This window comes from Ralstonia psammae, assembly GCF_958405935.1.
Lineage (GTDB): Bacteria > Pseudomonadota > Gammaproteobacteria > Burkholderiales > Burkholderiaceae > Ralstonia > Ralstonia psammae.
Genome location: NZ_CATZBU010000013.1, coordinates 110,333 through 134,852, shown reverse-complemented (window position 1 = coordinate 134,852; position 24,520 = coordinate 110,333). Strand labels below are relative to the sequence as shown.

At 64.5% G+C, this 24,520-nt stretch carries 27 protein-coding genes; 16 read left to right on the top strand and 11 right to left on the bottom strand.

Annotated features, from left to right (window positions below):
- Positions 1-3 precede the first annotated feature (3 nt).
- The 5 genes from catA to R2N16_RS20990 are packed head-to-tail and all read left to right on the top strand — an operon-like array spanning position 4 to position 4,667.
- Positions 4-939 carry a catechol 1,2-dioxygenase gene (gene catA / locus R2N16_RS21010; protein ID WP_316668235.1) on the top strand — a complete coding sequence of 312 codons (936 nt, stop codon included), beginning with the start codon at positions 4-6 and terminating at the stop codon, positions 937-939.
- A gap of 28 nt (positions 940-967) precedes the next feature.
- Positions 968-2,326, top strand: coding sequence for a Rieske 2Fe-2S domain-containing protein (locus R2N16_RS21005; RefSeq protein WP_316668233.1), 1,359 nt, complete (start codon positions 968-970; stop codon positions 2,324-2,326).
- Positions 2,323-2,811, top strand: a complete 489-nt coding sequence (benB, locus tag R2N16_RS21000) for a benzoate 1,2-dioxygenase small subunit (RefSeq protein ID WP_316668231.1) — start codon at positions 2,323-2,325, stop codon at positions 2,809-2,811. The genes R2N16_RS21005 and benB overlap by 4 nt, the downstream gene beginning before the upstream one ends.
- 48 nt (positions 2,812-2,859) lie before the next feature.
- Entirely contained in the window at positions 2,860-3,888 is a 1,029-nt protein-coding gene (gene benC / locus R2N16_RS20995) for a benzoate 1,2-dioxygenase electron transfer component BenC (protein ID WP_316668229.1), read from the top strand.
- A complete protein-coding gene (locus R2N16_RS20990; protein WP_316668226.1) occupies positions 3,885-4,667 on the top strand; it encodes a 1,6-dihydroxycyclohexa-2,4-diene-1-carboxylate dehydrogenase in 783 nt (260 codons plus the stop codon). The genes benC and R2N16_RS20990 overlap by 4 nt, the downstream gene beginning before the upstream one ends.
- Before the next feature lie 95 nt (positions 4,668-4,762).
- Here R2N16_RS20990 and R2N16_RS20985 read toward each other — a convergent pair whose 3' ends face one another.
- Positions 4,763-4,930: a hypothetical protein gene (locus R2N16_RS20985; RefSeq protein WP_316668225.1), complete on the bottom strand. Its 168-nt coding sequence runs from the start codon at positions 4,928-4,930 to the stop codon at positions 4,763-4,765.
- A 400-nt stretch (positions 4,931-5,330) separates the two neighbouring features.
- Here R2N16_RS20985 and bioA point away from each other — a divergent pair, with 400 nt between their 5' ends.
- From bioA to R2N16_RS20960, 5 genes are all read left to right on the top strand, one after another.
- Positions 5,331-6,737, top strand: coding sequence for an adenosylmethionine--8-amino-7-oxononanoate transaminase (gene bioA, locus R2N16_RS20980; RefSeq protein ID WP_316668223.1), 1,407 nt, complete (start codon positions 5,331-5,333; stop codon positions 6,735-6,737).
- On the top strand, positions 6,724-7,971 hold the full coding sequence (gene bioF / locus R2N16_RS20975) for an 8-amino-7-oxononanoate synthase (protein ID WP_316668221.1): 1,248 nt from the start codon (positions 6,724-6,726) through the stop codon (positions 7,969-7,971). The genes bioA and bioF overlap by 14 nt, the downstream gene beginning before the upstream one ends.
- A gap of 1 nt (position 7,972) precedes the next feature.
- Positions 7,973-8,662, top strand: coding sequence for a dethiobiotin synthase (bioD, locus tag R2N16_RS20970; protein ID WP_316668219.1), 690 nt, complete (start codon positions 7,973-7,975; stop codon positions 8,660-8,662).
- Between the two features lie 55 nt (positions 8,663-8,717).
- On the top strand, positions 8,718-9,236 hold the full coding sequence (locus R2N16_RS20965; protein ID WP_260780642.1) for a hypothetical protein: 519 nt from the start codon (positions 8,718-8,720) through the stop codon (positions 9,234-9,236).
- Positions 9,237-9,400: 164 nt separating this feature from the next.
- Entirely contained in the window at positions 9,401-9,925 is a 525-nt protein-coding gene (locus tag R2N16_RS20960; protein WP_316668215.1) for a hypothetical protein, read from the top strand.
- On the opposite strand, the gene R2N16_RS20955 is transcribed toward R2N16_RS20960, so the two are convergent.
- The 4 genes from R2N16_RS20955 to R2N16_RS20940 form a co-directional block, all read right to left on the bottom strand.
- On the bottom strand, positions 9,894-10,766 hold the full coding sequence (locus R2N16_RS20955; RefSeq protein WP_316668213.1) for a DUF817 domain-containing protein: 873 nt from the start codon (positions 10,764-10,766) through the stop codon (positions 9,894-9,896). The genes R2N16_RS20960 and R2N16_RS20955 overlap by 32 nt on opposite strands.
- A complete protein-coding gene (locus R2N16_RS20950; RefSeq protein ID WP_316668211.1) occupies positions 10,767-10,976 on the bottom strand; it encodes a DUF1653 domain-containing protein in 210 nt (69 codons plus the stop codon). It abuts the gene before it with no gap.
- A gap of 7 nt (positions 10,977-10,983) precedes the next feature.
- The gene (locus R2N16_RS20945; protein ID WP_316668210.1) at positions 10,984-11,331 is read right to left on the bottom strand and encodes a hypothetical protein; all 348 of its coding nucleotides are present in this window, start codon (positions 11,329-11,331) and stop codon (positions 10,984-10,986) included.
- Between the two features lie 80 nt (positions 11,332-11,411).
- Positions 11,412-11,816: an SRPBCC family protein gene (locus tag R2N16_RS20940; protein WP_316668208.1), complete on the bottom strand. Its 405-nt coding sequence runs from the start codon at positions 11,814-11,816 to the stop codon at positions 11,412-11,414.
- 185 nt (positions 11,817-12,001) lie between these two features.
- On the opposite strand from R2N16_RS20940, the gene R2N16_RS20935 reads away from it, so the two are divergent.
- The gene (locus R2N16_RS20935; RefSeq protein ID WP_316668206.1) at positions 12,002-12,340 is read left to right on the top strand and encodes a zinc ribbon domain-containing protein YjdM; all 339 of its coding nucleotides are present in this window, start codon (positions 12,002-12,004) and stop codon (positions 12,338-12,340) included.
- 151 nt (positions 12,341-12,491) lie between these two features.
- Here R2N16_RS20935 and R2N16_RS20930 read toward each other — a convergent pair whose 3' ends face one another.
- Complete coding sequence (locus R2N16_RS20930; protein ID WP_316668204.1) at positions 12,492-13,703, bottom strand: MFS transporter; 1,212 nt, start codon at positions 13,701-13,703, stop codon at positions 12,492-12,494.
- A gap of 118 nt (positions 13,704-13,821) precedes the next feature.
- Between R2N16_RS20930 and R2N16_RS20925 the strand changes: the two genes are divergently transcribed.
- Positions 13,822-14,796 (top strand): AraC family transcriptional regulator, encoded by a 975-nt coding sequence (locus tag R2N16_RS20925; protein WP_316668202.1) that lies wholly within the window; start codon positions 13,822-13,824, stop codon positions 14,794-14,796.
- A 14-nt stretch (positions 14,797-14,810) separates the two neighbouring features.
- On the opposite strand, the gene R2N16_RS20920 is transcribed toward R2N16_RS20925, so the two are convergent.
- Complete coding sequence (locus R2N16_RS20920; protein ID WP_316668200.1) at positions 14,811-15,728, bottom strand: LysR family transcriptional regulator; 918 nt, start codon at positions 15,726-15,728, stop codon at positions 14,811-14,813.
- Positions 15,729-15,963: 235 nt separating this feature from the next.
- On the opposite strand from R2N16_RS20920, the gene R2N16_RS20915 reads away from it, so the two are divergent.
- The 3 genes from R2N16_RS20915 to R2N16_RS20905 are packed head-to-tail and all read left to right on the top strand — an operon-like array spanning position 15,964 to position 20,001.
- A complete protein-coding gene (locus R2N16_RS20915) occupies positions 15,964-17,265 on the top strand; it encodes an MFS transporter (RefSeq protein ID WP_316668198.1) in 1,302 nt (433 codons plus the stop codon).
- Positions 17,266-17,293: 28 nt separating this feature from the next.
- Positions 17,294-18,505 (top strand): M20 aminoacylase family protein, encoded by a 1,212-nt coding sequence (locus tag R2N16_RS20910; protein WP_316668196.1) that lies wholly within the window; start codon positions 17,294-17,296, stop codon positions 18,503-18,505.
- Positions 18,506-18,525: 20 nt separating this feature from the next.
- Positions 18,526-20,001 carry an amidase gene (locus R2N16_RS20905; RefSeq protein ID WP_316668194.1) on the top strand — a complete coding sequence of 492 codons (1,476 nt, stop codon included), beginning with the start codon at positions 18,526-18,528 and terminating at the stop codon, positions 19,999-20,001.
- Here R2N16_RS20905 and R2N16_RS20900 read toward each other — a convergent pair.
- Positions 19,990-20,919: a LysR substrate-binding domain-containing protein gene (locus R2N16_RS20900; RefSeq protein ID WP_316668193.1), complete on the bottom strand. Its 930-nt coding sequence runs from the start codon at positions 20,917-20,919 to the stop codon at positions 19,990-19,992. The genes R2N16_RS20905 and R2N16_RS20900 overlap by 12 nt on opposite strands.
- Before the next feature lie 143 nt (positions 20,920-21,062).
- On the opposite strand from R2N16_RS20900, the gene R2N16_RS20895 reads away from it, so the two are divergent.
- The gene (locus R2N16_RS20895; protein ID WP_316668191.1) at positions 21,063-21,761 is read left to right on the top strand and encodes an FMN-dependent NADH-azoreductase; all 699 of its coding nucleotides are present in this window, start codon (positions 21,063-21,065) and stop codon (positions 21,759-21,761) included.
- Here the strand turns inward: R2N16_RS20895 and R2N16_RS20890 are convergent.
- From R2N16_RS20890 to R2N16_RS20880, 3 genes are read right to left on the bottom strand one after another with little or no spacing between them, the layout of a single operon-like run.
- A complete protein-coding gene (locus R2N16_RS20890) occupies positions 21,758-22,606 on the bottom strand; it encodes a phosphodiesterase (protein ID WP_316668188.1) in 849 nt (282 codons plus the stop codon). The genes R2N16_RS20895 and R2N16_RS20890 overlap by 4 nt on opposite strands.
- On the bottom strand, positions 22,606-23,667 hold the full coding sequence (locus tag R2N16_RS20885) for an ABC transporter ATP-binding protein (protein ID WP_316668187.1): 1,062 nt from the start codon (positions 23,665-23,667) through the stop codon (positions 22,606-22,608). The genes R2N16_RS20890 and R2N16_RS20885 overlap by 1 nt, the downstream gene beginning before the upstream one ends.
- Complete coding sequence (locus R2N16_RS20880) at positions 23,667-24,461, bottom strand: ABC transporter permease (RefSeq protein ID WP_316668185.1); 795 nt, start codon at positions 24,459-24,461, stop codon at positions 23,667-23,669. Before R2N16_RS20880 ends, R2N16_RS20885 begins: the two co-directional genes overlap by 1 nt.
- Between the last annotated feature and the right edge of the window lie 59 nt (positions 24,462-24,520).

Sequence of the window (24,520 nt, the reverse complement as noted above, 5' to 3'; positions counted from 1 at the left end):
ATCATGAACGCGCGCGTATTCCAAACGAAAGAAGTGCAAGACCTGCTCAAGGCAGCCACCAATCTGGACGGCAAGGAGGGCAACGCCCGCCTCAAGCAGATCACCCACCGTCTGTTGGCCGATCTGTTCAAGGCCATCGACGATCTCGACATCACGCCGGATGAGGTCTGGTCCGGCATCAACTACCTGAATAAGCTCGGCCAGGATGGGGAGGCGGCGTTGCTGGCCGCCGGCGTGGGCCTGGAAAAGTACCTCGACATTCGCATGGACGCTGCGGACGAGGCGCTTGGCGTCAACGGCGGTACGCCGCGCACGATTGAGGGCCCTCTGTACGTGGCGGGCGCGACGGTGCGCGATGGCGTGTCCAGGATCGACATCGACCCGGACCCGGCGGCAGGCCCGCTGATCATTCACGGCACGGTGACAGGGCCCGACGGCCAGCCGGTGGCCGGTGCCGTGGTCGAGTGCTGGCATGCGAACTCGAACGGCTTCTACTCGCATTTCGATCCGACCGGCGAGCAGAGCGCGTTCAACCTGCGGGGCGCTGTCAGGACAGGTGCCGATGGCAAATATGAATTCCGCACGCTGATGCCGGTGGGCTACGGCTGCCCGCCGCAGGGTGCCACGCAGCAACTGCTCAACGGGCTTGCGCGCCACGGCAACCGGCCCGCGCATGTGCACTTCTTCGTCACGAGCGACGGACACCGCAAGCTGACGACGCAATTCAACATCGAAGGCGACCCGCTGATCTGGGACGACTTCGCCTATGCCACCCGCGAAGAGCTGATTCCGCACGTGGTGGAAAAAACCGGCGGTACCGCACTCGACCTGAAGGCCGATATGTACAAGGACATTGAATTCAACGTCGTCTTGACGCCGCTGGTTCAGGGCAAGGACAACCAGCGCGTGAACCGTCTGCGCGCTTCGGCCGAGGCCTGAGGCCCGTTGCCTCAACGTGGAGAAGACCATGTCCGCCTTGATCGACAAAGCCAACGAACTGGACCAACTTCTGTCAACCGCCGTGGTGGATGACGCGGAAGCCGGAATTTTCCGCTGCCGCCGCGACATCTTTACCAACCCGGATCTGTTCGAGCTGGAGATGAAGCACATCTTCGAGAACAACTGGGTGTATCTGGCGCACGAAAGCCAGATTCCGAACAACAACGACTACTACACCACGTGGATCGGCCGCCAGCCGATCGTCATCACCCGCGACAAGACCGGGGAGCTGCACGCGGTCATCAACGCCTGCGCGCACAAGGGTGCGATGCTGTGCCGGCGCAAGCATGGCAACAAGGGCAGCTTCACGTGCCCGTTCCACGGCTGGACGTTCTCCAACACCGGCAAGCTGCTCAAGGTCAAGGACGAAAAGACCACCGAGTATCCGGTGCAGTTCAACACGCACGCCTCGCACGATCTGAAGAAGGTGGCGCGATTCCAGAACTATCGCGGCTTCCTGTTTGGCAGCCTCAATGCCGATGTGCAACCGCTTGAGGCCTATCTGGGCGAAGCGTGCGTGATCATCGACCAGATCGTCGATCAGGCGCCCGATGGCCTGGAGGTGCTGCGCGGCAACTCCTCGTACGTCTATGACGGCAACTGGAAGATGCAGATGGAGAACGGCTGCGACGGTTACCACGTGAGCACCGTGCACTGGAACTACGCCGCGACGATGGGCCGGCGCAAGGAGGGCGGCACGCAGGCAGTGGACGCGAACAGCTGGAGCAAGTCGGTGGCCGGCGTCTACGGGTTCGAGCACGGCCATATCCTGCTGTGGACCAAGACGATGAATCCGGAAGTGCGACCGGTCTATGCACACCGTGACGAAATCAAGGCACGTGTGGGCGAAATCAAGACCGACTTCATCATCAACCAGACGCGCAACCTGTGCCTGTATCCGAACGTGTTCCTGATGGATCAGTTCAGCACGCAGATTCGCGTGGTACGGCCGATCAGTGTGGACAAGACCGAGGTCTCGATCTTCTGTTTCGCGCCAAAGGGCGAGAGCGCCACCGACCGTGCAACGCGCATCCGCCAGTACGAGGATTTTTTCAACGTTACCGGCATGGGCACCGCCGATGACCTGGAGGAATTCCGCGCCTGCCAGAACGGATATGCCGGCACCGCAGCGCTGTGGAACGACCTGTCGCGCGGCGCGCCACTATGGGTTCACGGCCCTGACGAGAACGCAACGAAGATGGGGTTGAAGCCGCTCATCTCGGGCGAGCGCAGTGAAGACGAAGGCTTGTTCGTCTGCCAGCACGAATACTGGGTGCGCGTCATGCGCGAGGCACTAAAGCAGGAATGCGAAGGGGTGCCAGCATGAGCGCTGATTACCAGAACATCTGCGCCACCCTGTACCGCGAGGCGCGACTTCTTGACGACCGCCAGTGGGACATGTGGCTCGAGTGCTACGCCGAGGACGTCACGTACTGGATGCCCGCATGGGACGACGACGACCAGTTGACCGACGACCCGCAGAGCCGGATCTCGTTGATGTACTACGCCAATCGTTGCGGGCTGGAGGATCGCGTCTTTCGCATCAAGACCGAGCGCAGCGGTGCTTCAACGCCTGAGCCGAGAACGAGTCACACCGTCAGCAACGTGGAGGTCATGGCCGAACGCGACGATGAAGTCGACGTGCGCTACAACTTTCACACGCTCAGCCACCGGTACAAGGTCACCGATCACTTCTTCGGCACGATGTTCGTCACCTTGCGCAGGGCCGGCGATGGCTTTCTGATCGCATCCAAGAAGATCGTCCTGAAGAACGACTACATCCGGCAGGTGCTCGACGTCTATCACGTCTGAGATCGCACCCACGTATAGGACACGCACAAGAGGCAGCGGAGGTATCCCATGTCCAGTTTCAAAGTTGCATTGAACTTCGAGGACGGTGTGACCCGTTTCATCGATTGCAAAGCGGGGGAGAAGGTGCTCGATGCCGCCTTCCGCGCCAAGATCAACCTGCCCATGGATTGCTCCGATGGCGTCTGCGGAACCTGCAAGTGCCGCGCCGAGAGCGGAAGCTACGACCTCGGTGATGACTACATTGACGACGCCCTGACCGAAGACGAGAAGCACTCCGGCCTTGTTCTGACGTGCCAGATGGTGCCGCAAAGCGATTGCGTGATCGCGGTGCCGACCACGTCGACCACGTGCAAGACGGGGCAGAGCAGCTTCGGGGCAACGCTGTCGAAAGTCGAGTTGCACAACGATGCCGCAGTCGTACTCGAGCTGGACGTGGATGCCGCGGTGCCGGTGTTTCTGCCGGGCCAGTACGTCAACATCGGTGTGCCCGGCAGCGGCTTGCATCGTTCGTATTCGTTCTCATCCGCGCCCGGCGAATCGAAGGTCAGCTTCCTCATCAAGAAGATTCCCGGCGGCGTGATGAGCCGGTGGTTGGAAACTGCGCGGCCGGGCGACAAGCTCGATCTGCACGGGCCGTTGGGCAGCTTCTATCTGCGCGATGTGCAGCGGCCGCTGTTGTTCCTGGCCGGCGGTACGGGCCTCGCTCCGTTCCTGTCGATGCTTGAAGTGCTGGCGCGCGCCAACTCGCAGCAGCAGGTGCATCTGATTTATGGCGTGACCCGTGACCTCGACTTGGTGCAGGTCGATGCGATCGACGCCTATGCGGCGCGGTTGCCGAACTTCAGCTACGCCACCGTCGTGGCCGATGCCGCCTCGAATCATCCGCGCAAGGGTTGGGTGACGCAGCACGTGCCGGCCAACGCGCTCAACGATGGCGACGTGGATGTCTATCTGTGCGGGCCGCCGCCGATGGTCGATGCCGTGCGCAAGTACTTTGATGACGAAGGCGTGAAGCCCAACAGCTTCCACTACGAGAAGTTCACGCCCAACGCACTACCGGACGCGAAGGCGGCATGAGCATGCAACGATTTTCACGCAAGGCCGTCGTCGTGACAGGCGCGGCGCAAGGTATCGGGCGCGGCGTGGCATTGGCTGCGGCGCAGGAGGGCGCCCAAGTGCTGCTCGTGGATCGCGCGGAGCTGGTCTACGAAGTGCAGGCTGAAATTGCTGCAGCGGGCGGTCGGGCCCATGCCACCACAGCCGATCTGGAAACCTACGCCGGCGCCCAACATGCCGTACAAGCCGCGTTGGATGCCTTCGGCTGCATTGATGTACTCATCAACAACGTCGGCGGCACGATCTGGGCGAAGCCGTATCAGCACTATGAAGAAGCGCAGATCGAGGCGGAGATCCGCCGCTCATTGTTTCCCACGCTGTGGTGCTGCCGTGCAGTGCTGCCGCACATGGTGGAGCGCCAGCAGGGCGTGATCGTCAACGTATCTTCGATTGCTACCCGCGGCATCTATCGGATCCCGTATTCGGCGGCCAAGGGCGGCGTGAATGCGCTCACGGCCAGCCTCGCCTTGGAGCATGCGCAGGACAACATCCGCGTCAACGCCGTCGCCACGGGCGGCACCGAAGCGCCGCCGCGCAAGATCCCGCGCAATACCGCGCCCATGTCGGAGCAGGAAACCGCCTGGTACCAGGGCATCGTCGACCAGACCATCGCCAGCAGCCTGATGCACCGCTACGGAACGATCGATGAGCAGGTGCGGGCGATCCTGTTTTTGGCGTCGGCCGAGGCCTCGTACATCACCGGAACGGTGTTGCCGGTAGGTGGTGGAGATTTAGGCTAGGCGTGTGGTCCGCCGCCCCAAAACAAAAACGGCGCCGATGCGCCGTTTTTTTTCTACGTGCCTTCGCGGCATGGCTGACGATTCAGCCACGGGCTTCAGCCCAGGTACGAACCGGACTTGCCAACCACTTCTGCGTACGCCAGGTTGTCATCCCAACCGTTGCGGAAATAGTTGATTACTGCGCGCAGCAGGGACGTACGGTTGGCGGCTTGGACTTGCACTTCGCCGGCGAACTTCGGGGTGAAATAGGCTTGCTGGACCATGATGTGTTCTCTCGTTGCGTTATCTAGGGTTTTCCCGAGTATAGGGTTACCCCTAGGGTTGAGCAATGATGCAACGCAAACATGCGGTCCATTCTGAACATCACTCCAAGTAAATAATCCATCAGAAGACCTCGCGCCCACCGTCACGCAGCTTCCATGGATGAACTCGATCGAGGTCCGCTCAATGTGATTTTCAATACGCTTTTTACGGCGTCGCAAAAGATTTTTTAACGACAAGTTCCGCGCAGGACGTTGAATGTCCGCCGAAGAAGTGCGCTTCTTCTTTCTTTGTCGCCTTATGTGCCGTTAATTTCATTTAACGTGCGGGCTTGTTGTTTGATCAACAAGCCCTCTACCATACGCCGCCGAATCCCCCGCTTCTGTTTCGAGGAGGCCTCGTATGGCGTACCCCCCAATCCCGGTGCCGGTTGACGGCGCGCCCAGCGCCAACACGGCGTGGCAGGCGCGCAGCCGCGCGGCCGTCTGGCATCCGTGCACGCAGAACGCGCGGCTCGATGCCATGCCGCCGCTGCCGATCGCACGCGGCCAGGGGCCCTGGCTGATCGACTTTGACGGCAAGCGCTACCTGGACGGCACCAGCTCGTGGTGGGTCAACCTCTTCGGCCATGCGAATCCGCACATCAACGCGGCGCTGAAGACGCAGCTCGATTCGCTGGAGCACGTCATGCTGGCGGGCGCCACGCATCGTCCGGCAGTGGAGCTGGCGGAGCGCTTGATCGACCTGACGGGCGGCGTGCTGGGCCACAGTTTCTTTGGCTCGGATGGTGCTTCTGCCGTGGAAATCGCGCTCAAGATGAGCTTCCACGCCCATCGCAATGCAGGGCAGGGCGCGCGCAGCCGTTTCGTCTGCCTGGAACACGGCTACCACGGTGAAACGCTCGGCGCGCTGGGCGTGACCGATGTCGCGATCTTCCGGGATGCGTATGACCCGCTGATTCTGCAATCGCACCGGGTGCCATCGCCGGACGCGCGTCTGGCCGGCCCGGGCGAGACCGCCACCGACGTGGCCGAGCGCGCGCTGGCCGCGCTGCGCGATTGTCTGAGCACCCACGCCGGCACCATCGCCGCCGTCATCATCGAACCGCTGGTGCAGTGCGCCGCCGGCATGGCCATGCACGACGTGAGTTATCTGCGCGGCGTGCGTGCGCTGTGCGATGAGTTTGGCGTGCATTGGATTGCGGACGAGATTGCCGTCGGCTGCGGACGCACCGGTACGTTCTTCGCGTGCGAACAGGCGGGCGTGTGGCCGGACCTGCTGTGCCTGTCGAAGGGCATCAGCGGGGGCTATCTGCCGCTATCGATCGTGCTGTCGCGCGATGCCATCTATGACGCCTTCAGCGACGATGCGCCGGTACGCAGCTTTCTCCATTCGCATTCGTATACGGGCAACCCGCTGGCATGCCGTGCGGCGCTGGCCACGCTCGATCTGTTTGCTGAAGAAGACGTCTTTGCGCGCAACCGCGTGACCGCGGCACGCATCGCCCAGGGGCTGGCGCCGCTGTCGCACGATGCGCGTTTTGCCCATCTGCGGCAGACGGGAATGATTACCGCGTTCGACGTGCACCCCGAAGTGGCCGGCGCACGCTTTGCCGAACGCTTTGCGTTGACCGCGCGCACGCATGGGCTGCTGCTGCGCCCCATCGGCAACACGGTCTATCTGCTGCCACCGTATGTGCTGAGCGACGAAGAGACCGACACCCTGGTCGAACGGACGCTGCAGACGCTTGAAGACACGCTCGCGCAAGCCACGGGCGAAACAGAAGGACACACCTATGCGATTGCTTGACGACCTGCAGGCGGGCCTGGACGCCATCGACGCCGCGCACCTGCGCCGCGTGCGCCGCACCGCGTACAGCCCGACCGACCGCAGCCAGCGCATCAGCGTGCCCGGTGGGGAGCCGCGCGACATTCTCGGCTTCTGCGGCAACGATTATCTTGGGCTGGCAGCGCACCCAGCCTTGGCCGAGGCGGTGACGCAGGGCATGCAGCAATATGGCTTTGGCAGCGGCGCATCGCATCTGGTCAGCGGCCATTCAATTGCACACGCGCAGCTGGAAGCACGCATGGCTGCGCTGCAAGCCCCCCACATTCCCGAGGCGGACGCGCTGTTCTTCTGCACCGGCTACATGGCCAATCTGGCCGTGGTGAGTGCCATGGCGCAGGCCGGCGGCATTCGCCCGGCGGACGAATGCACGATCTTTTCCGACGCGCTGAACCACGCTTCGCTGATCGACGGCGCCCGGTTGTCGCGGGCGCCCATCAAGGTCTATCCGCACGTCGACCTGGCTGCGCTGGAAGCGCTGCTGGCCGCCAGCACCAGCCGCAACAAGCTGATCGTGACCGACGGCGTGTTCAGCATGGACGGCGACATCGCGCCGCTGCCCGAACTGCTTGCGCTGGCCGAGCGCTACGACGCCTGGCTGATCGTTGACGACGCGCATGGCCTGGGCGTGCTCGGCGAGAACGGTTCAGGGGTGCTGTCGCACTTCGGGCTGCGCTCCAAACGCCTTGTCTATGTCGGTACGTTCGGTAAGGCGGCCGGCGGATCGGGCGCGGCCATCGTCGGGCATCGCCTGGTGATCGACTGGCTGGTCCAGCGCGCACGCACGTACATCTTCACAACGGCCACGCCGCCGGGCACGGCATGTGCGGTGCAAGCAGCACTGGACCTGATTGCAGGCGAAGAGGGGGCGGAGCGTCGCACCCGCCTCGACCGCCACATCGCCGTATGGAGTGCACATGCGCAACGTCTGGCTGCGCGCTTTGGTTGGCAATGGATGCCATCGCCCACGGCCATCCAGCCGATCGTGATTGGCGAGAACGCGCCCGCATTGGAGCTGGCCGCCGCGCTCGAACGCGAAGGCATCCGCATCGCCGCCATCCGCCCGCCGACGGTGCCGGAGGGTACGGCCCGCCTGCGCATCACGCTGTCGGCAGCATATACCGACGCAGACATCGAACGCCTTGCCCAGGCGCTGGAAGCGGCCGGCCAATCGCTGCAGCCGGGCAAGGCAGCCTGATATGCCGGTGCGCTTCGATTGCTTTGTGACCGGCACGGACACGGAGATCGGCAAGACGCTGGTCAGCGCGACCCTGCTCACCAAGCTGGCTGATGCCGGCTACCGTGCCGCAGGCCTCAAGCCGATTGCCGCGGGCACGCTGACGGGGGCGCCCACGCGCACCAACGAAGACATCGAGCAACTGCGCGCCGCCGCGTCAGTCGATCTGCCGCTCGACACCGTTTGCCCATGGTTGCTCGACGCGCCGATGTCTCCGCATTTGGCCGCCGCGCGCGAAGGCGTGACGATCACGCTGCCGCCGATTCTCGATGCGTTTGCGCATGCCAGATCGCTTGCGGATGCCGTTGTGGTGGAGGGCGTGGGTGGTTTTCGCGTGCCGCTGTCGGACGATTTTGATACGGCTGAATTGGCCGTGGCACTGGGCTTGCCCGTGGTGCTGGTGGTCGGTTTGCGCCTGGGGTGTTTGAACCACGCCGCACTCACTGCCGAGGCGATTGCATCGCGCGGCCTGCATCTGGCCGGCTGGGTCGGCAACGTGGTCGACGCGTCCATGGCAGGGCTTGACGACAACGTCGCCACCCTGCGCCGCTGGATCAACGCACCGCATCTGGGCACGATTCCGCGATTGCCGTACGCAGATGCGCGCGTCGCCGCAACCCACGTCGATATCGCGCCGCTGCTCACGCGCTGAGCCGCCGCGCGGCGGTAAACTGCCCGCTTCACTCAGTGCAAAAGGGACGGTTGTCATGCGCGCAATGCGTTGGCTGACGGTAGCGATTGTGGTGGCGGCAACGGCGGGATGTGCGGCATTGGAATCGCCCGTCACCAAGGGGCAGCGACTGGTGGGCGCAGACGAGCCCGCCGTGCAGGCGCAGTTCGGGCCGCCGCGCGAGACCTATCCGCTCGATGGAGGCACCCGCTGGCTCTATCCGACCAAGCCGTACGGTCAGTTCACCTACGCGGCGGACTTTGATGCCAGCGGCAAGCTCGTGGCCTTCAAGCAAGTCCTGAGCAGCCTGGAATTTGCCCAGGCCAAGATCGGCGTCTGGACCCGGGATGACGTGCTGCGGCATTTCGGCCAGCCGGTCGAAACGGCGTATTTCCCACGCATGGAACGGCTTGTCTGGTCGTACCGCTTCAAGGCGGACGACGTCTGGCCGTCGCTGATGCATTTCTACTTCGACCCCGCCGGCGTACTGCAACTCACGCAGATCACGCCCGATCCGCTCTACGATCCGGACCGCCCGCGACTGTTCCGTCGATAGCTGGCCGGAAGTTGAGGCGGCGCAATCCGATTGTGCGTTTAGGGTTCCCCCGGCATTGCGGGCTTTGCGTGGCGACCTAAGCTAGAAAAAGGGGAGGCAGACGCCGTTGGCGCTTGTCGGAAGCAACCGTCATCAGAACGGGCGAGCGTTGTTGGGGGTGCATCATGCTGACGCATCGCTGGGTCGACATCGACCCGATCGCAGCGGTACATCATCCGCTGTACGGCATTGCCGGATGGCTGTCGTGGGTGCTGGCTATCGCCATCGCCGGGCCAACATGGGTGTTCTGGCAGGGGTTATCGGTCGATGCGCTGCAACTGGCCGGCGCCGATCTCTTCAACGCCACAACGCCGGGCAGCGGGGCGATCAACCTGACCACGCTGCTTTACCTGATTTCCTGCGTGACGGTGCTGGTGCTGGCCACCACGCACGACGGCGCGTTCCGGCCGGCCATGATCGTGCACATGGCGCTGCTGCCGCCGCTGATCGGGCTGACACTGATGGCAGGCGGTGTTCCTGGAGCGCGCTCGACCTTCATCGACGGCATTGTCATGGCGATTGCGTTGACGCTCACGTGCGGCGTCTACCTGCAAGTCTCTCGCCGCGTGCGCATCACCTTCGAACTGCGCGACTGGGCGCCTGGCGAGCACGCGTGGTTCAAGCGCGAGAAACGGGCCGCGGCGGGCTGACCAGTGTGACCATTACGTAGCTCATGATGGTCAGGAGGAACCAAGCGCCGAGCTTGGCTATGGACACCATCTCCCAGCCTTGCAACTGGTTCGGGTAAAGCCACGTGCGCGTGAACGTGCCGATGTTCTCCGCGAGCCAGATGAATAGCGCCACCAGCGTGAAGCCCAGCAGGAACGGCATGCGCCGGTGGGCGCGATCAATGCGGAAGTGGATCCAGCAGCGCCGGAATGCCACCGCAACCAGCGCCATCAGCACGTAGCGCAGATCCCACCAATAGTGGTGCAGGAAGAAATTCGCGTAGATGCCCAGCGAGAGCAGGGCCGTCACCGCCAACGGCGGGTGATGCGAGAAACGCAGGTCAAACTCGCGCCACGCCCGCGCGATATAGCTACCAACCGACGCATACATGAAGCCCGTGAACAGCGGTACGCCACCGATCCGCAGGACCGAGGCCTCGGGGTAAATCCACGAGCCGACCGCAGTCTTGAACACCTCCATGCCCGTACCGGCCACGTGGAACATCAGAATCACCTTGGCTTCGTCCCACGTCTCCAGCTTTAGCCGGAGCAAGGCAATCTGGATGATGACGGCGGCCACTGTCAGCGTATCGTAACGGGCAATCGGCGCATCAACTGGATACCAGAAGTGCGTGCCAATCAGCAGGGCAACCATCAAGCCGCCAAACAAACACGCCCATGCCTGCTTGATGCCGAACACAACAAACTCGTGCAGCCCGGCCGCCAACCGGCCATGGCGCGCGGCCCAAACACCGGTCTGGTCGCGCCAATACGTAAAACGGGCCCGCAAGCCCGCTCGCAAGGAGAGGGTTTCGGTCGGCATTCAGTCGATCAGCGCAAAGCGCGGCACCTTGCGGCCGTCGACTTCAACCATCTCGTGAAACATCGTCGAGGGGCGCGTCCAGATCGTGCCGTTGGCGGCGCGATAGACCGTCATCTGGATGGCGGGATCGGGCTCGTACGTGGCCTCGCACAGCCATTCGTATTCGCCGCCCTTGTAGTGACGGTAGCGGCGGGTTGGCACGTTCTGCATGGCGGCTTCAGTGTTGCGTGGGCTTGTCTTCCTGGTCGACGTAGGGCATGTGCTTGCCCTCTTGCGTCTGCGCGCCGAGCTTGGCGTCTTCCATGGCGTCCTGGTACGCCAGCATGGCGGCGGCCACGGCTTCGGGCTCGCCGTTGAACGAGATCACGCTCTCGCCGCAGTTCGGGCATTCGCCACCGAAAATGGCGTGGATGCCGGGCATGTCGCGTGGCTCCATCCCTTCGAACTCGGTAAAGGCGGTCTGGCAGGCGCCGCAGACCAGCTTTTCAGGGCGCAGCGCGTCCAGCCGGGCGTGAGCCTGAGAAATGCGGTCGGCCTGTGAGCCGCGTCGTTTGGCTTCGCCCATGATGTTCTTCCTGATTTCAGATGATTGGAGTGTGGATCATACCGAACGGCGCGGCATCTTTGGCAGGGGACGCAGCCTCCTCAGCGTTCCGCCAACCGCTTGAGGGCTGCCAAAACGTCCGGAAAATCGGCCGTGACCATCGGGCCGAAAGCGGCGGCATCCGGTCCTGTGATCTCAGTGCGATAAACGATCTTCGTGTAGCCGGAGGGCAGACTGACGAGCTGATGATCCACCAGTACGCGCGTGCCGTCGACGACCGTCTCGTCGACAAAGCCTTCATTCGGGCGCACGTCTACAAGCGTGCTGACGAACGGCGCTTGCCCCGGCGGCTGCATGGTGAACTGCGTGCCGTTGGCAAACGGCCCGTGGAGTTCGATCCGCTCGATGCCGGCATTCCAGTCGCCCCATTGCGCAACGTTGGCGAGCAGTTCCCAGACGCGGGCGGGGGAGGCGGTCGTTTCAATGCTGTCTTCGTGGATCCACATGTGAGTCTCCTGTGTCTTTGATGTGTGGGCGGCAACCGTGCATGGCAGGACTGCCAGGGTATAGCTTGTGGCGGATCCGGCTGCAAGCTACAGGCGTTGGCTGCTGCCTGGTGACAGTCGGCAACCGTCGAGCGCATCCCGGCTGATATAGTGCGACCCCTTTGATCACGTTCACGACTTTCGTCATGTCTACGATTCCTGCCTGTCCGCAATGCGCCGCCGAGAACACCTATCAGGACGGCGAACTCTATATCTGCCCGGACTGCGCGCACGAATGGAATCCGTCGGCACAGGAAGATGAGGATGAGGTGGCGGTGGTCATCAAAGACGCCAACGGCAACCCGCTGAATGCGGGCGATTCCGCAACGCTGGTGAAGGACCTGAAGCTCAAGGGCGGGTCGGGCACGCTCAAGGCGGGCACCAAGATCAAGAATATCCGGCTGGTGGCGGGCGACCATCCGATCGACTGCAAGATCGATGGTGTGAGCTATCTGCTCAAGCCGGAGTTTTTGAAGAAGGCGTAGCGGGGTGTGTTGGTCGGGGCCAGTGACTGCTGGTCGATCCAATATTTAACATAATGCAAATTATGCGTACAAAAGATGGGCAGCAACAGATGCGCGCACCGGGCTGCATCAGCTCATCGCCAACCAGCCCAGCGGCGCGCATCTCTCCATGTCACTCAGCCAGTGCCGGCACCACCTCCACGCGCTTCGGCACGCCCGTCACGATCGTCGCGACGGCAATGGCCAGCACCACGGCGGCGCCAATGAATACACTGGCCGCGCCGTTCGCGTCGAACACCACGCCGCCGGCTGCCGCACCGGTTGCAATCGCAAGCTGTACCGCCGCGACGATCAGGCCACCCGCGCTTTCGGCTTCATCGGGCACGGTGCGCGTGACCCATGTCGACCACGCAACGGGCACGCCGCCAAACGCCATGCCCCACAGTGCGATGAGCACGGCGTCGACGACCGGCGCGCGGCCCAACGCGACGAGCGCGATGCCGAGCACAACCATCAGCGCGGGCATCGCGATCAGCATCGGCCGCAGCCGGTGTTCAAGCACGCGGCCTGCGAGCGAAGTGCCGACGAAGTTGGCGATGCCGTAGCCCAGCAGGATCGCCGACAGCCCATTCACGCCGACGCCAGCAACCTGTTCGAGGAACGGCCGCAGGTACGTGAAGAACGCAAAGTGCCCGGTGAACACGAGGATCGTTGCGAACATCCCGATGCCGACGCTCGGCCGGCGCAGCACGTCGATCAGTGTGCGCAGCCGCGTTGTGCCGCTTGGCGCCATCGACGGCAACGTTGCGACCTGCGACACGAAGGCAATGACACCCAGCGCAGCCGCGGCGAGAAAGACATTGCGCCAGCCGATCAGGTGGCCGAAGTAGCTGCCGAGCGGCGCGGCGGCAATCGTGGCGACGGCCACGCCGCTGAAGATGATCGACAGCGCCCGCGGCACCATCGCGGCAGGCACGAGCCGCATTGCGGTGGCGGTGGCCATTGTCCAGAAGCCGCCGAGCGCAATGCCAAGCACAACGCGGCCGATCAGGATCGTCGTCAGGTTGGTCGCAAACGCAACGGCAAGATTGGACGCCACCAGCAGCACCGAGAACGCGAGCAGCACGCGCCGCCGATCGATGGCGCGCGTGACGGCGGCGGTCAGCAAGCTGGTGACGAGCGCGACTGTTGCTGTGGCCGTGACGGCCTGCCCTGCCACGCCTTCGGTCACGCCGAGGTTTTCCGCCATCGGTGTGAGCAGGCTTGCGGGCAGGAATTCGGCCGTGACGAGTCCGAACACGCCCAGCGCCATCGCAAAGACAGCGCCCCAGGCGGGTTCACGGGGGGCCGCGATTGAGGCGGCCGTGGAGATTCCGGGGTTCATGCGTCGTTCCGTAGGAAAGAATCAGGGAAAGTCCCAATAAGACCGGATGGTAGGGCCCGATAGCCGGACGGTCTATGGCATACAATCCGGTCTTCTTGATCAATCGTCCGATTTCGAGATGCCCTCTCCCCTGCCTTCTGCCCTGCCCGACGTGCACGACCTTGTCAGCGAGCTGTTGCTGGGCATGCGGCTGAGCGGCGTGCAGTACCGCCGCATCCACGTAGCGCGGCCGTTCGGGCTGAGCTTTAGCCAGGCACCGGGCCGTGCACAGTTCCACTTCGTCGGGCGCGGGCCTGTGCTGTTGCGCGACGCGACGGGCGCCACGATGCAACTTGAGGCCGGCGATGCGGTGTTGCTGCCACAGGGCACCACGCACGCGTTGTTGTCCGATCCGGATGCGCCGTGCCGCGAGATCGCTGGCTTTGAAGCCGCGAAGATTTGCGACACGGTGGCGTCGGTCGGTGCCGGTACGGAATCGGCCCAGGGCGACGCACTCATTTTCAGCGCGTGCATGGAGCTGGACCTGGGCGGCATGCAGCCACTGGTGGGTACGATGCCGGAGTTCATGCACGTCGGCACCCTGCTCGCCCGCTATCCGGAAATTCGCCCGATGCTCGATGCGATGGAGCGTGAATCGTGCTCGGAGCGCGCAGGTTTTGCGGGCATCCTTGCGCGGCTTGCGGACGTGGTGGCCGCATTTATCGTGCGTGGTTGGGTGGAATGCGGCTGCGGAGACGCGACAGGCTGGGTGCAGGCGCTGCGCGAGCCGAAACTGGGTCGCGCGATCGTCGCGCTGCATCGCGACCCGGGCCGCAACTGGAGTGTCGCGGAGCTGGCCGCGCAAGCCGGTGTGTCGCGTTCGGTGTTTGCCGAGCGCTTCCTGGCAGCGACCGGAATGACACCCGTACGCTATCTGACCGAACTGCGGATGCGGCTCGCCGCGCAATGGATCACGCGTGACCGCGAGGCGATTGAAGCCGTCGCGTACCGGCTCGGCTACGGGTCCCTCGCTGCGTTCAGCCGCGCGTTCAAGCGGGTGGTCGGACGGCCGCCAGGGGCGATGCGCGCGGAAGCCGCAGAAATCGAGGCGTGATGTTCAGCGATGGTTCAGCGACGACGATAGTGCTGCGCCGCGTGCCGAATCTCCTTGCTGAATTCCGCGCACACATGCGTCATCAGGTCAGCCGAGCGGTAGACCATATAGACGCTGAAATCCGGTAGTTCATCTTCCATCGGCAAGACTTCAAGCGAGCCCGGAACCATGCGCAGCGGCCCGCCGGTGCCGCTGAAGACAAACTCCGACCACATGCTGACGACGTCCGTCTTTGTGGCCAATTGCAGCCCCAGCAGGTTCGATGCGCTTTGCACGATCCGGCGCGGTATTTCGAGGCGGTGCAGCCGCATCAGGCTCGCCATCGGGCTGCCGGGATCATCCAGCGGGTCGAGCACGAGCCAGTCGGCATCCAGCAGCGGCCGTAGCCGGCGCACGCGGCGCAGCGGGTGGCCTGGGCGCACCGCCAAGCGCATTGGCACCGAAAACAGCGGCTCCCACTGAAAACTGCCCGTGCCGGGGCCGCTGTTGCTGGAGATCAATCCGATATCGAGCCGGCCTTCCCGCAGCCCTTCCAGGATCTGCTGCGGACGCTGTTCGAAGCCGCGTAGCGCAACGTTGGGGAACCGCTTGCGCAGCGCCGCCATCGCATCCGGCAGCGGGCCGCTCGACGCCACGGCAGTGAAGCCGATGTTGAGCTCGGCCTCCGCGTGCCCGCGAATGGCTTCGATGTCTTCCAGGGCGTGACGCAGTTCCTGTTCGACGACACTGGCGCGCTTGACCAGCGCCATGCCATATGCGGTGAGGCTCACACCGCGCACCGAGCGCGACAGCAGCGTGACGCCCAGCTCCCGTTCCAGTTCCGCGATCGCCTTGGACAACGCCGGCTGCGAGATGTGCAGCCCGCGCGAGGCCTCGTGGATGCTGCCGTGCTGTGCCACGGCCAGCAGGATGCGCAATTGGTGCAGCTTCACGTCGCTCCTCCCCATTGTTGGGCGCAGTGCCCGGCACTTGGCGTGTCACCCCGTTCGGCCTCCAGGGTTCGCGGGCTTTCCCCGATGGCGGATGCGGGCCGGTTATGACGGCGATTCTATTTGGTTATCGGGATGAAAATTTACGATTTTTTCCGGACGGCAGCTTGGCGGAATACTGCAAGCGCCCAAGGGTTCGCAGAAGCCCTCTTGCCAATACCCCGGATGGAGAACCTCAATGAATGACGCCACCCTGCAGCCGCCGTTGCCCGCCTCGGTCGCTGCTGTGCCCAAGCCTTCCGGCCAGGCACGACTGATCGCCGCGTGCTCGATCGGCAATGCACTGGAGATGTACGACTTCACGGTCTACAGCTTCTTCGCGCTGATGATCGGCAAGCTGTTTTTTCCGTCCGACAGCGCGTATGGCTCGCTGCTGCTGGCGGTGGCGACGTTCGGCATCGGCTTTGTGATGCGGCCGCTGGGCGGCTTCGTGATCGGCAACTATGCAGACCGCCACGGACGCAAGGCCGCAATGACGCTGACGATCGGGCTGATGGTCATCGGCACGCTGTGCCTGGCGGTTGCGCCTACGTACGCCACCGCGGGCCTGCTCGGTCCGCTGGTCATCCTGGCCGGGCGGTTGCTGCAGGGCTTTTCGCTGGGCGGTGAAATCGGTGCGTCAACCGCAATGCTGATGGAGTCTGGCGGTATCCGGGGGCGCGGCTTTCGCGTGAGCTGGCAATTGGGCAGCCAGGGCATTGCAGCCCTGTGCGGCGCGCTGACTGCGGCCATTCTGTACGGCACCCTGTCGCCGGAAGCGCTGCAAAGCTGGGGCTGGCGTGTGCCGTTCTTCCTCGGCCTGCTGATCGCGCCGGTGGGCCTCTATATCCGCTCGCACCTCGATGAAACGCACACCGCCGAAGCGCATGCTCCGAGCCCGCTCGGCACCTTGTTCCGCGAGCACGGCGGGCTCGTCATCAAGGGCGTGCTCGCGATCATTGGCGGGACAGTGGGTACGTATCTGGTGATCTATTTCATGCCGACCTACATGATTCGCGAGCTGCATCTGCCCGCTTCGCTGTCGCTGCTTGCCGGCTGCGTGACCGGGCTGACAAGCTTTGGTGCATCGCTGCTCTCGGGTTGGCTGGCTGATCGCCTGCCGCGCCGCAAGCCGCTGGTGGTGGGCGCAACGCTGGTGACCGTGGTGGCGCTCTACCCGGCCTTCTGGCTGATGACGCGTTACCCGAGCGTGCCGCTGGTGCTGGCGCTGTCGGCGTTGCTGACCGGCACGCTGTACCTGGGCACCACGCCCATGCTGCTCATAATGATGGAGCTACTGCCCATCAAGGTCCGTGCCAGCGGCCTGTCGGTCATCTATGCGATCGGCGTCACGGTGTTTGGCGGTTCGTGCCAGTTTGTCGTGACATGGCTGCTGGCCCACACCGGCAATCCGCTCTCCCCTGCCTTTTACATGATGGCGTGCAGCGCCATCACGCTGCTGACCGTGCTGAGCCTGCGCGAAGCGCGCGAAACCCACTAAGCCCGATTTTCCAACCCGGAGCCCCGACATGACCCAAGCCCCCACGCTTACGCCGTTCCAGTTGCTGCCGCATCTGCTGCCGCCTGTCCACATCGACGCAGAAACGTTCGTCAACATCCGTCGCCAGATCCACGCGCAGCCCGAACTGGGTTTCGAAGTGGGCGCCACCAGCACATTGGTGGCCGATCTACTCAAGAGCTGGGGCTACGAGGTCCACACGGGCATCGGCAAGAGCGGCGTGGTGGGCCAGTTGAAGCTCGGCAACGGCACGCGCCGCCTTGGCATTCGCGCGGACATGGACGCCCTGCCCATCGTTGAAGCGACCGGCCTGCCTTACGCCAGCCGCAACCACGGCAAGATGCACGCGTGCGGCCACGACGGGCACACCGCCATCCTGCTCGCTGCGGCCAAGGCGCTGGCCGAGAGCCGCAGCTTTGACGGCACGCTCAACCTCATCTTCCAGCCCGATGAGGAAAACCTGTGCGGTGCGCGCGCCATGATCGAAGACGGGCTGTTCGAGCGCTTCCCGTGCGATGCGGTCTATGCCTTGCACAACATGCCGGGTGTGCCGGCCGGCAGTTTCCGCGTGCTGCCGGGGCCGGTGAGCCTGTCTTCCGACGTGGCCGACGTCATCATCAAGGGCATGGGCGGGCACGGCGCGATGCCGCATCGCGCGCGCGATCCGATTGCCGCATCCGCCGCCATCATCACCGCGTTGCAGACCGTGGTCGCACGCAACGTTGCACCCGATGACACGGCGGTGGTGTCGGTCGGTTTCATTCGTGGCGGCGCGACGCACAACGTGATTCCCGAGTCGGTGACGATCGGTCTGAATGTGCGCGCGGCGCGGCCGGAAACGCGCGCACTGGTGGAAATGCGCATCCGAGAGATCGTCAGCCTGACCGCACAAGCGCATGGCGTCGAGGCGCAGATCGACTATCGTCAATTGACGCCGCCCATGGTCAATACCGAGGCCGAGACGCGACTGGCGCAGGAGGTCTGTACCGAACTGGTGGGCGCGGCCAACGTTGTCACACAGGCGCCCAAGGGGCTCAACGGCAGTGAAGACTTTGCCTGGATGCTCAATGAAGTGCCGGGCTGTTACCTGATTCTCGGCAACGGCGAAGGCGAATTCGGCGGCTGCATGGTGCACAACCCCGGCTACGACTTCAACGACCAGGTGTTGCCGCTGGGGGCTGCTGCGTGGGTGCGTCTGGCGCAGACCTACCTGAGCGCGTGAAGTGAACTTCGAGTCAAGCAATGCAAGCAAATCTGAGCCACGCTGCAACCACTGCGGTCGCCAACGAAGAGATCGTGCAATGGAGCGCGATCGAGCTGTCCCGGCGCATCCACGCGCGCGATGTGTCGTGCGTGGAAGTCATGGAAGCGTACCTCGCGCAGATCGATCGCCATCACCCGGCGGTGAATGCCATCGTGGCGCGCATCGACGCTGAATCGGCCATCGACCTGGCACGCGAGCGGGATGTGCTGCTGTCGCAAGGCTTGTCCGGCGGCTGGATGCATGGCTTTCCGCAAGCGCCCAAGGATCTTGCGACCACCGCCGGCATGGTGACGGCGATGGGCAGTCTTGCCATGGCGCGCAATGTGCCGACGCACGACAGCATCGTCGTCGAGCGCATCCGCCGGCAGGGCACCGTACTGATCGGCAAGACGAACACCCCGGAGTTCGGCCTGGGGTCGCACACCTACAACCGCGTGTACGGCATCACACGCAACGCCTGGAACCCAGGGCGCTCGGCCGGTGGCAGCAGCGGTGGTACGGCCGTCGCGCTGGCGCTGAACATGCTGCCGGTGGCGGACGGCAGCGACATGATGGGTTCGCTGCGCAACCCTGCCGCCTGGAACAATATCTACGGCCTGCGCCCGAGCCTCGGTCGCGTGCCTTACGGCCCAACCGGCGACGTGTTCTTCCAACAACTGGGCACCGAAGGGCCGATGGCCCGCAACCCGCAAGACCTCGCTTGGTTGCTCGCCACGCAGGCCGGGTACGACCCGCGTGCGCCGCTGTCACTGAGTGACGATCCATCGTGCTTCGTGCAGCCGCTGCGCCGTGATTTCCGGCAGGCGCGCATTGGCTGGTTGGGCGATTTTGGTGGCTACCTTGCAGTCGACCGCGAAGTGCTTGCCGTCAACGAGCAAGCGCTCGACACGTTCGAAACGCTGGGTTGCCATGTCGAAACCGTCCGGCCGTTCTTCGCAATGGATGCGTTGTGGGAATGCTGGTGCACGCTGCGCGCGCTGAGCGTGTCCGGCAACCTGGGGCCGCTGTACGCCAACGCGGCCACGCGGGAGGTGCTCAAGCCCGAAGCCATCTGGGAAATCGAGCACGGACGCAGCCGTACCGCCATCGACATCAACCGTGCCATCGCCACGCGTGCGAACTGGTACCAGGCGCTGCTGGGACAGTTTGCTCAGTACGATTTCCTCGTCCTGCCTTGCACGCAGATTGCGCCGTTCCCCGCAGAAGAATATTGGCCCAAGACCGTCGCCGGCCGCGCGATGGACACGTATCACCGCTGGATGGAAGTTGTGATTGGCGCCACGCTGGCGGGCGTGCCGGCCTCGAGCCTGCCATCGGGCTTTACCGCCGATGGCCTGCCGCTGGGCTTGCAGATCATGGCTCCGCCCCGGTCGGAGTTTGCGCTGCTGCAACTTGCTGCCGCGTGGCACGAAGCGTTTGCGCCGGCGCGCACGACGTCGCCGCTATTGCGCTGAGCGATGCACGCGTGCCTGGCTGTCGCGGCACGCGGATAGCCAGTCCCACACAGAACGCACAGCGGCGTCTTCAAGCCGCGCAGACGGCGCCACGGCCCAGAAGGCATAGCGCTGAATGATTGGCGCTGGAAAAGGCTGGACGAGCGCTCCAGCCTCAAGCGCATCGCGCACCAGCGGCAGGTTCGCCAGGATCACGCCCTGCCCGGCCATTGCTGCCGACATGGCGTGCCCGTCGTCGGACAGCACGATGCCCGTGTCGGTCTTGAGCGTGTGCTCGATACCGGCGGCGCGTGCCCACATCGGCCACCCGATCGGTTGCGGCAGCGTGCGCTGCCACTCGGAGTGGATGAGCGGCACGCGCGCCAGATCGTCGTGCGACTGGACGTTCAGGCCCGGATGGCAGACCGGCGCATAGGCGTCGCCAAAGAGATGTTCGGTGATGAGGCCGGTACCCGTGGTGGGCGTGTCGCCATAGCGCACGGCAAGGTCTGCGCTGCCGCCATGCAGATCGACCACCGTGTCGGACGCATGAATGCGCAGATCCACTTCCGGGTGCCGCGTAGCGAATTCACCCAGCCGCGGCACGAGCCAGCGCGCAGCAAGCCCCATCGGCGCCGTGAGCGTGACGCGCTGGCGCACCGGCCGCACTTGCGCGCCGCGCATGGCATCGATGGCCTGCGCAAACGCATCAAAGCCGGTATTGAGCACGGGATACAACTGCTCGCCGGCGGCCGACAGGCGCAGCGCACGCACCTGGCGCTCGAAGAGTGCCACGCCCAGCGCGTCTTCCAGGCGGCGGATCTGATGGCTGACGGCCGTGGGTGTGACTGACAGCTCTTCGGCAGCACGCTTCATGCTGAGGTGGCGTGCGGTGGCTTCAAAGGCGCGCAGCGCGCTCAGGGGTGGCAGTTTTCGCATGCGCAGGATTGTGTCACGGGCGCTTTGCCCGCGTGGGCGGGATGGATGAATCCATGTCACCTATGACATGCAAAACTTGTCGTTTGCCGCAGTGCAGTGCGATTCGTAGAGTGGCCACACCTCCACTCAAAACGGATTCGAAAATGACGACTCCAATGCGCCTGTTGCACCTCGATTCAAGCGCCCGGCCGGGCACCTCCGATACTTCGCGCCATGGTTCGCACACCCGTCGGCTTTCTGCGCGCTTTGTGCAGCGCTGGCTTGAGCACGTGCCCGACGCGCAGGTCGTCTATCGCGACATCGGCGCCGAACCGCCATCGCCCGTGGATGGCCGCTGGGTGCACGCCGCGTTCACGCCGCCCGCGCAACGCGAACCGTGGATGCACGAACGGCTTGCGCAGAGCGACACGCTGATCGACGAGTTGCTCGCCGCCCACGTGATCGTGGCCGGTGTGCCGATGTACAACTTCGGCATGCCCGCGCAGTTCAAGGCGTACATCGACAACATCGTGCGCGTGGGCCGCACGTTCGGGTTCGACCGCAGCCGCACCGGCGAGCCCTATTGGCCGCTCCTGGCTGGCATGAATAAACGCCTCGTCATCCTCAGCTCACGTGGCGATTTCGGTTACGGCCCCGGCCAGCGCATCGCCCACCTGAATCACGTGGAGGACGGCGTTGCGACCGCCTTTGGCTACATCGGCATCGGCGATGTGGCATCGGTGGCCATCGAATACGACGAATTCGCGGACGACCGCCTACGCACGTCGATTGCATCCGCCGAAGCCGACGTGGACGCTCTGGTCGCGCGCATGACGGCGCATGCGGTTACCGAAGCGGTCTAGTCGATCAGTCGTCCGTCCGGCTCAAAGAACGGATGCGGGCCATCGAACTGCCCCACGTAGGCGAGGTGGCTCACCAGCCCCTGCCCCGGTACCCATGCGTGGACCTTGTACGCGGGCGGCTCCATCACGAAGCCCGGCGCAGCATCAGGGTCCAGGTCCAGAGCGACCTGATGTGCCGGCGATGGGCACGTCGATGCCACCGTTCCCGCAAAGCGCACATCGATGGAGCGGTGCAGATGGCCGCAGATGATGCGCTCGACATTACCGGCGGCACGCACGATCTGCGCGAAGGCGGGGATGTCGTCTTCTGCGAGCGATTGCACGTCCATGTGGCCGATGCCGGTGGCGAACGGCGGGTGGTGCATGGCGATGACGGTCGGGCGCTGCGTTTCCAGCGCAAGTGCATCGGCCAGCCAGTCCAGCCGCTGCACGCCGAGGCGGCCACCGGGGTGGCCGGCGTCCAGCGTATCGAGCACGATCAGCCGGACGTCGCCGATGTCGGTCCAGTACTGGAACGCGTGTGGGTCTTGCGCGTCGGCGGCGATGGGCGCAAGCCAATCGGCGAACGCTGCGCGCGCGGCATCCTGGGCGTCGTGGTTGCCCAGTACCGGCAGCATGCGGATGCCTGCAGCATCGAGCGGCGCCAGCACGGCGCGCAGGTGCGCGTATTCCTCGGGCGCGCCGGCGTCGACCAGATCGCCGGTCAGGACGATGGCATCGGGCCTCTCCGGCTGCGCAAGGATGTGCGCCACGCAGCGTGCGAGGTACGCGGCGGAGTCCACGCGGCGGTAAGCCAGTCTCCCCGGGCGCTTGATATGAAGATCGGTCAGTTGCAGGAAATGCATCAGGCTTGCAGGGTCAGAAGGCGGTCAGCCGGAATATCGAAGCCGACCGCATGGCCCGGCGCAAAGTGCTGGCGGCCGGGCACGTCGATGAACAACGGCGTATCTGATACGCCCGCTACGCGCACACGGGTGCGGAAACCGAGAAACACCGCCGATTCGACCGTGCCTTTGAGCGCGGCCAGTGCCGGGTCTGCCAGCACGGCATCTTCGGGGCGGAAGAACACGGCATCGCCATCCCCTGCCGGCACGCGCACGCGGCCGCCTGCGCAAATGAACGCGCCATCCTGCCGTGTGCCGTCGAGCCGGTTCATGATGCCGATGAAATCCGCCACATGCCGGTTGGCGGGCTGGAAGTAGATTTCGCGCGGCGTGCCGATCTGCGCAATGCGGCCGGCTTCCATGACGACGATGCGATCGGCCAGTGCCATCGCCTCTTCCTGGTCGTGCGTGACGTAGATGGTGGTGATGCCGAGACTGCGCAGCAGGCGGTCCATCTCGGCGCGTACGGATTCACGCAGCTTGGCATCGAGCGCCGTGAGCGGTTCGTCGAGCAGCAGCACACGCGGCTCGGGTGCCAGCGCGCGCGCCAGGGCCACGCGTTGGCGCTGGCCGCCGGAGAGCTGGTTCACACCGCGGTCCGCATACGGCGTGAGGTGCATCATCTCCAGCAGCGTGCTCGCCCGGGCGCTGATCTGCGTGTCGGACAAACCGTTCTGCCGGCGCTGGATGCGCAGACCGTATTCCACGTTGCCGCGCACGCTCAGGTTGGGGAACAGCGCGTAGCTCTGGAACACCATGCCGACGCGGCGGCGCTCGATCGGGCGCGCGGTGACGTCTTCATCGCCAAAGTGCACGGTGCCGCCGGCATCCGGCGCTTCCAACCCGGCGACGATGCGCAGCGTGGTGGTCTTGCCGCAGCCCGAGGGGCCGAGCAGCACGACGGTCTCGCCGGCAGCGATGTCGAGATCCATCGACTCCAGCACGCGCTGGCCGCCGAAGTGTTTTCCGCAGCCGCGCAACCGGATCGGCACGGGGGCGAGATGTAGGGGTTCGGCAGTCATCAGGAAGCCTTTCCGTTGTTCACACGCAGGCCGCCAAAGCGCTGCATCAGCACCAGCAGCGGCACGATCATGACGAAGAAGATGAGCGTGTAGGCGCTGGCGATTTCCAGGCGCATCGACGCATAGGTATCGGCCAGGCCGACCGGCAGGGTCTTGGTTTCCGGCGTGTGCAGCATCCACGTCAGGTTGAATTCGCCCACCGAGAGCGTCACCACCGTCAACGCGCCGGCCAGGATGCCGGGCTGCACGTTCGGCAGGACGATGGTGCGAAAGCGCTGCCAGAACGACGCCCCCAGGCTGGCGGCGCCCTCCTCCAGCGTCTTCAGGCTCTGGCCAGCAGCCACGGCCGCGACCGAGCGCACCATGAACGGCAGTGTGAACACCACGTGACCGACGACGATGAACCACAGGCTCTCGCGAAAGCCGCCAAAGCCGCCGTACGCCACAATCAACCCCAGCGCCGTAGCCAGGCCAGGCAGCGCCACGGGCAGCGTCAGAAACTCTTCGATCAGGCGGCTCGCACGGCTCTGGCGCCGCGCCAGCACATAGCCCGCCGGCACACCGGCCGCCAGCACGATCACCAGCGTGCACAGCGCCACCAGCAGCGACATCCAGATCGACGCGTGGTACATGTCCCACACCTGGGCGACCCAATCCAGCGTCCAACCGCTCTTGAAGCCGCGGATGTAGTTGCGCGTCAGCCCCACGGCCATCGACAGCACAACCGGGACGATCAGGAACAGGCACAGCAGCAGCGTGATACCCCACTGGGCAATGGAAAGCGCGCGCTTCATGCTGCCGCCTCCCAAAGGTTGTCTCTGCATTGGTGTCGGCGGCCGGCAGCATTCGCGGG

Coding starts and splice junctions, on each gene's coding strand:
- R2N16_RS20925 (WP_316668202.1), top strand. CDS start 13,822: ATGCCCTCTCCCCTGCCTTCTGCCCTGCCCGACGTGCACGACCTTGTC.
- R2N16_RS20905 (WP_316668194.1), top strand. CDS start 18,526: ATGCAAGCAAATCTGAGCCACGCTGCAACCACTGCGGTCGCCAACGAA.
- bioD (WP_316668219.1), top strand. CDS start 7,973: ATGCCGGTGCGCTTCGATTGCTTTGTGACCGGCACGGACACGGAGATC.
- R2N16_RS20900 (WP_316668193.1), bottom strand. CDS start 20,919: ATGCGAAAACTGCCACCCCTGAGCGCGCTGCGCGCCTTTGAAGCCACC.
- bioF (WP_316668221.1), top strand. CDS start 6,724: ATGCGATTGCTTGACGACCTGCAGGCGGGCCTGGACGCCATCGACGCC.
- R2N16_RS21005 (WP_316668233.1), top strand. CDS start 968: ATGTCCGCCTTGATCGACAAAGCCAACGAACTGGACCAACTTCTGTCA.
- R2N16_RS20910 (WP_316668196.1), top strand. CDS start 17,294: ATGACCCAAGCCCCCACGCTTACGCCGTTCCAGTTGCTGCCGCATCTG.
- R2N16_RS20915 (WP_316668198.1), top strand. CDS start 15,964: ATGAATGACGCCACCCTGCAGCCGCCGTTGCCCGCCTCGGTCGCTGCT.
- R2N16_RS20950 (WP_316668211.1), bottom strand. CDS start 10,976: ATGCAGAACGTGCCAACCCGCCGCTACCGTCACTACAAGGGCGGCGAA.
- R2N16_RS20965 (WP_260780642.1), top strand. CDS start 8,718: ATGCGCGCAATGCGTTGGCTGACGGTAGCGATTGTGGTGGCGGCAACG.
- R2N16_RS20955 (WP_316668213.1), bottom strand. CDS start 10,766: ATGCCGACCGAAACCCTCTCCTTGCGAGCGGGCTTGCGGGCCCGTTTT.
- R2N16_RS20895 (WP_316668191.1), top strand. CDS start 21,063: ATGACGACTCCAATGCGCCTGTTGCACCTCGATTCAAGCGCCCGGCCG.
- R2N16_RS20960 (WP_316668215.1), top strand. CDS start 9,401: ATGCTGACGCATCGCTGGGTCGACATCGACCCGATCGCAGCGGTACAT.
- R2N16_RS20880 (WP_316668185.1), bottom strand. CDS start 24,461: ATGAAGCGCGCGCTTTCCATTGCCCAGTGGGGTATCACGCTGCTGCTG.
- benC (WP_316668229.1), top strand. CDS start 2,860: ATGTCCAGTTTCAAAGTTGCATTGAACTTCGAGGACGGTGTGACCCGT.
- bioA (WP_316668223.1), top strand. CDS start 5,331: ATGGCGTACCCCCCAATCCCGGTGCCGGTTGACGGCGCGCCCAGCGCC.
- R2N16_RS20990 (WP_316668226.1), top strand. CDS start 3,885: ATGAGCATGCAACGATTTTCACGCAAGGCCGTCGTCGTGACAGGCGCG.
- catA (WP_316668235.1), top strand. CDS start 4: ATGAACGCGCGCGTATTCCAAACGAAAGAAGTGCAAGACCTGCTCAAG.
- R2N16_RS20940 (WP_316668208.1), bottom strand. CDS start 11,816: ATGTGGATCCACGAAGACAGCATTGAAACGACCGCCTCCCCCGCCCGC.
- R2N16_RS20930 (WP_316668204.1), bottom strand. CDS start 13,703: ATGAACCCCGGAATCTCCACGGCCGCCTCAATCGCGGCCCCCCGTGAA.
- R2N16_RS20890 (WP_316668188.1), bottom strand. CDS start 22,606: ATGCATTTCCTGCAACTGACCGATCTTCATATCAAGCGCCCGGGGAGA.
- R2N16_RS20945 (WP_316668210.1), bottom strand. CDS start 11,331: ATGGGCGAAGCCAAACGACGCGGCTCACAGGCCGACCGCATTTCTCAG.
- R2N16_RS20935 (WP_316668206.1), top strand. CDS start 12,002: ATGTCTACGATTCCTGCCTGTCCGCAATGCGCCGCCGAGAACACCTAT.
- R2N16_RS20885 (WP_316668187.1), bottom strand. CDS start 23,667: ATGACTGCCGAACCCCTACATCTCGCCCCCGTGCCGATCCGGTTGCGC.
- benB (WP_316668231.1), top strand. CDS start 2,323: ATGAGCGCTGATTACCAGAACATCTGCGCCACCCTGTACCGCGAGGCG.
- R2N16_RS20985 (WP_316668225.1), bottom strand. CDS start 4,930: ATGGTCCAGCAAGCCTATTTCACCCCGAAGTTCGCCGGCGAAGTGCAA.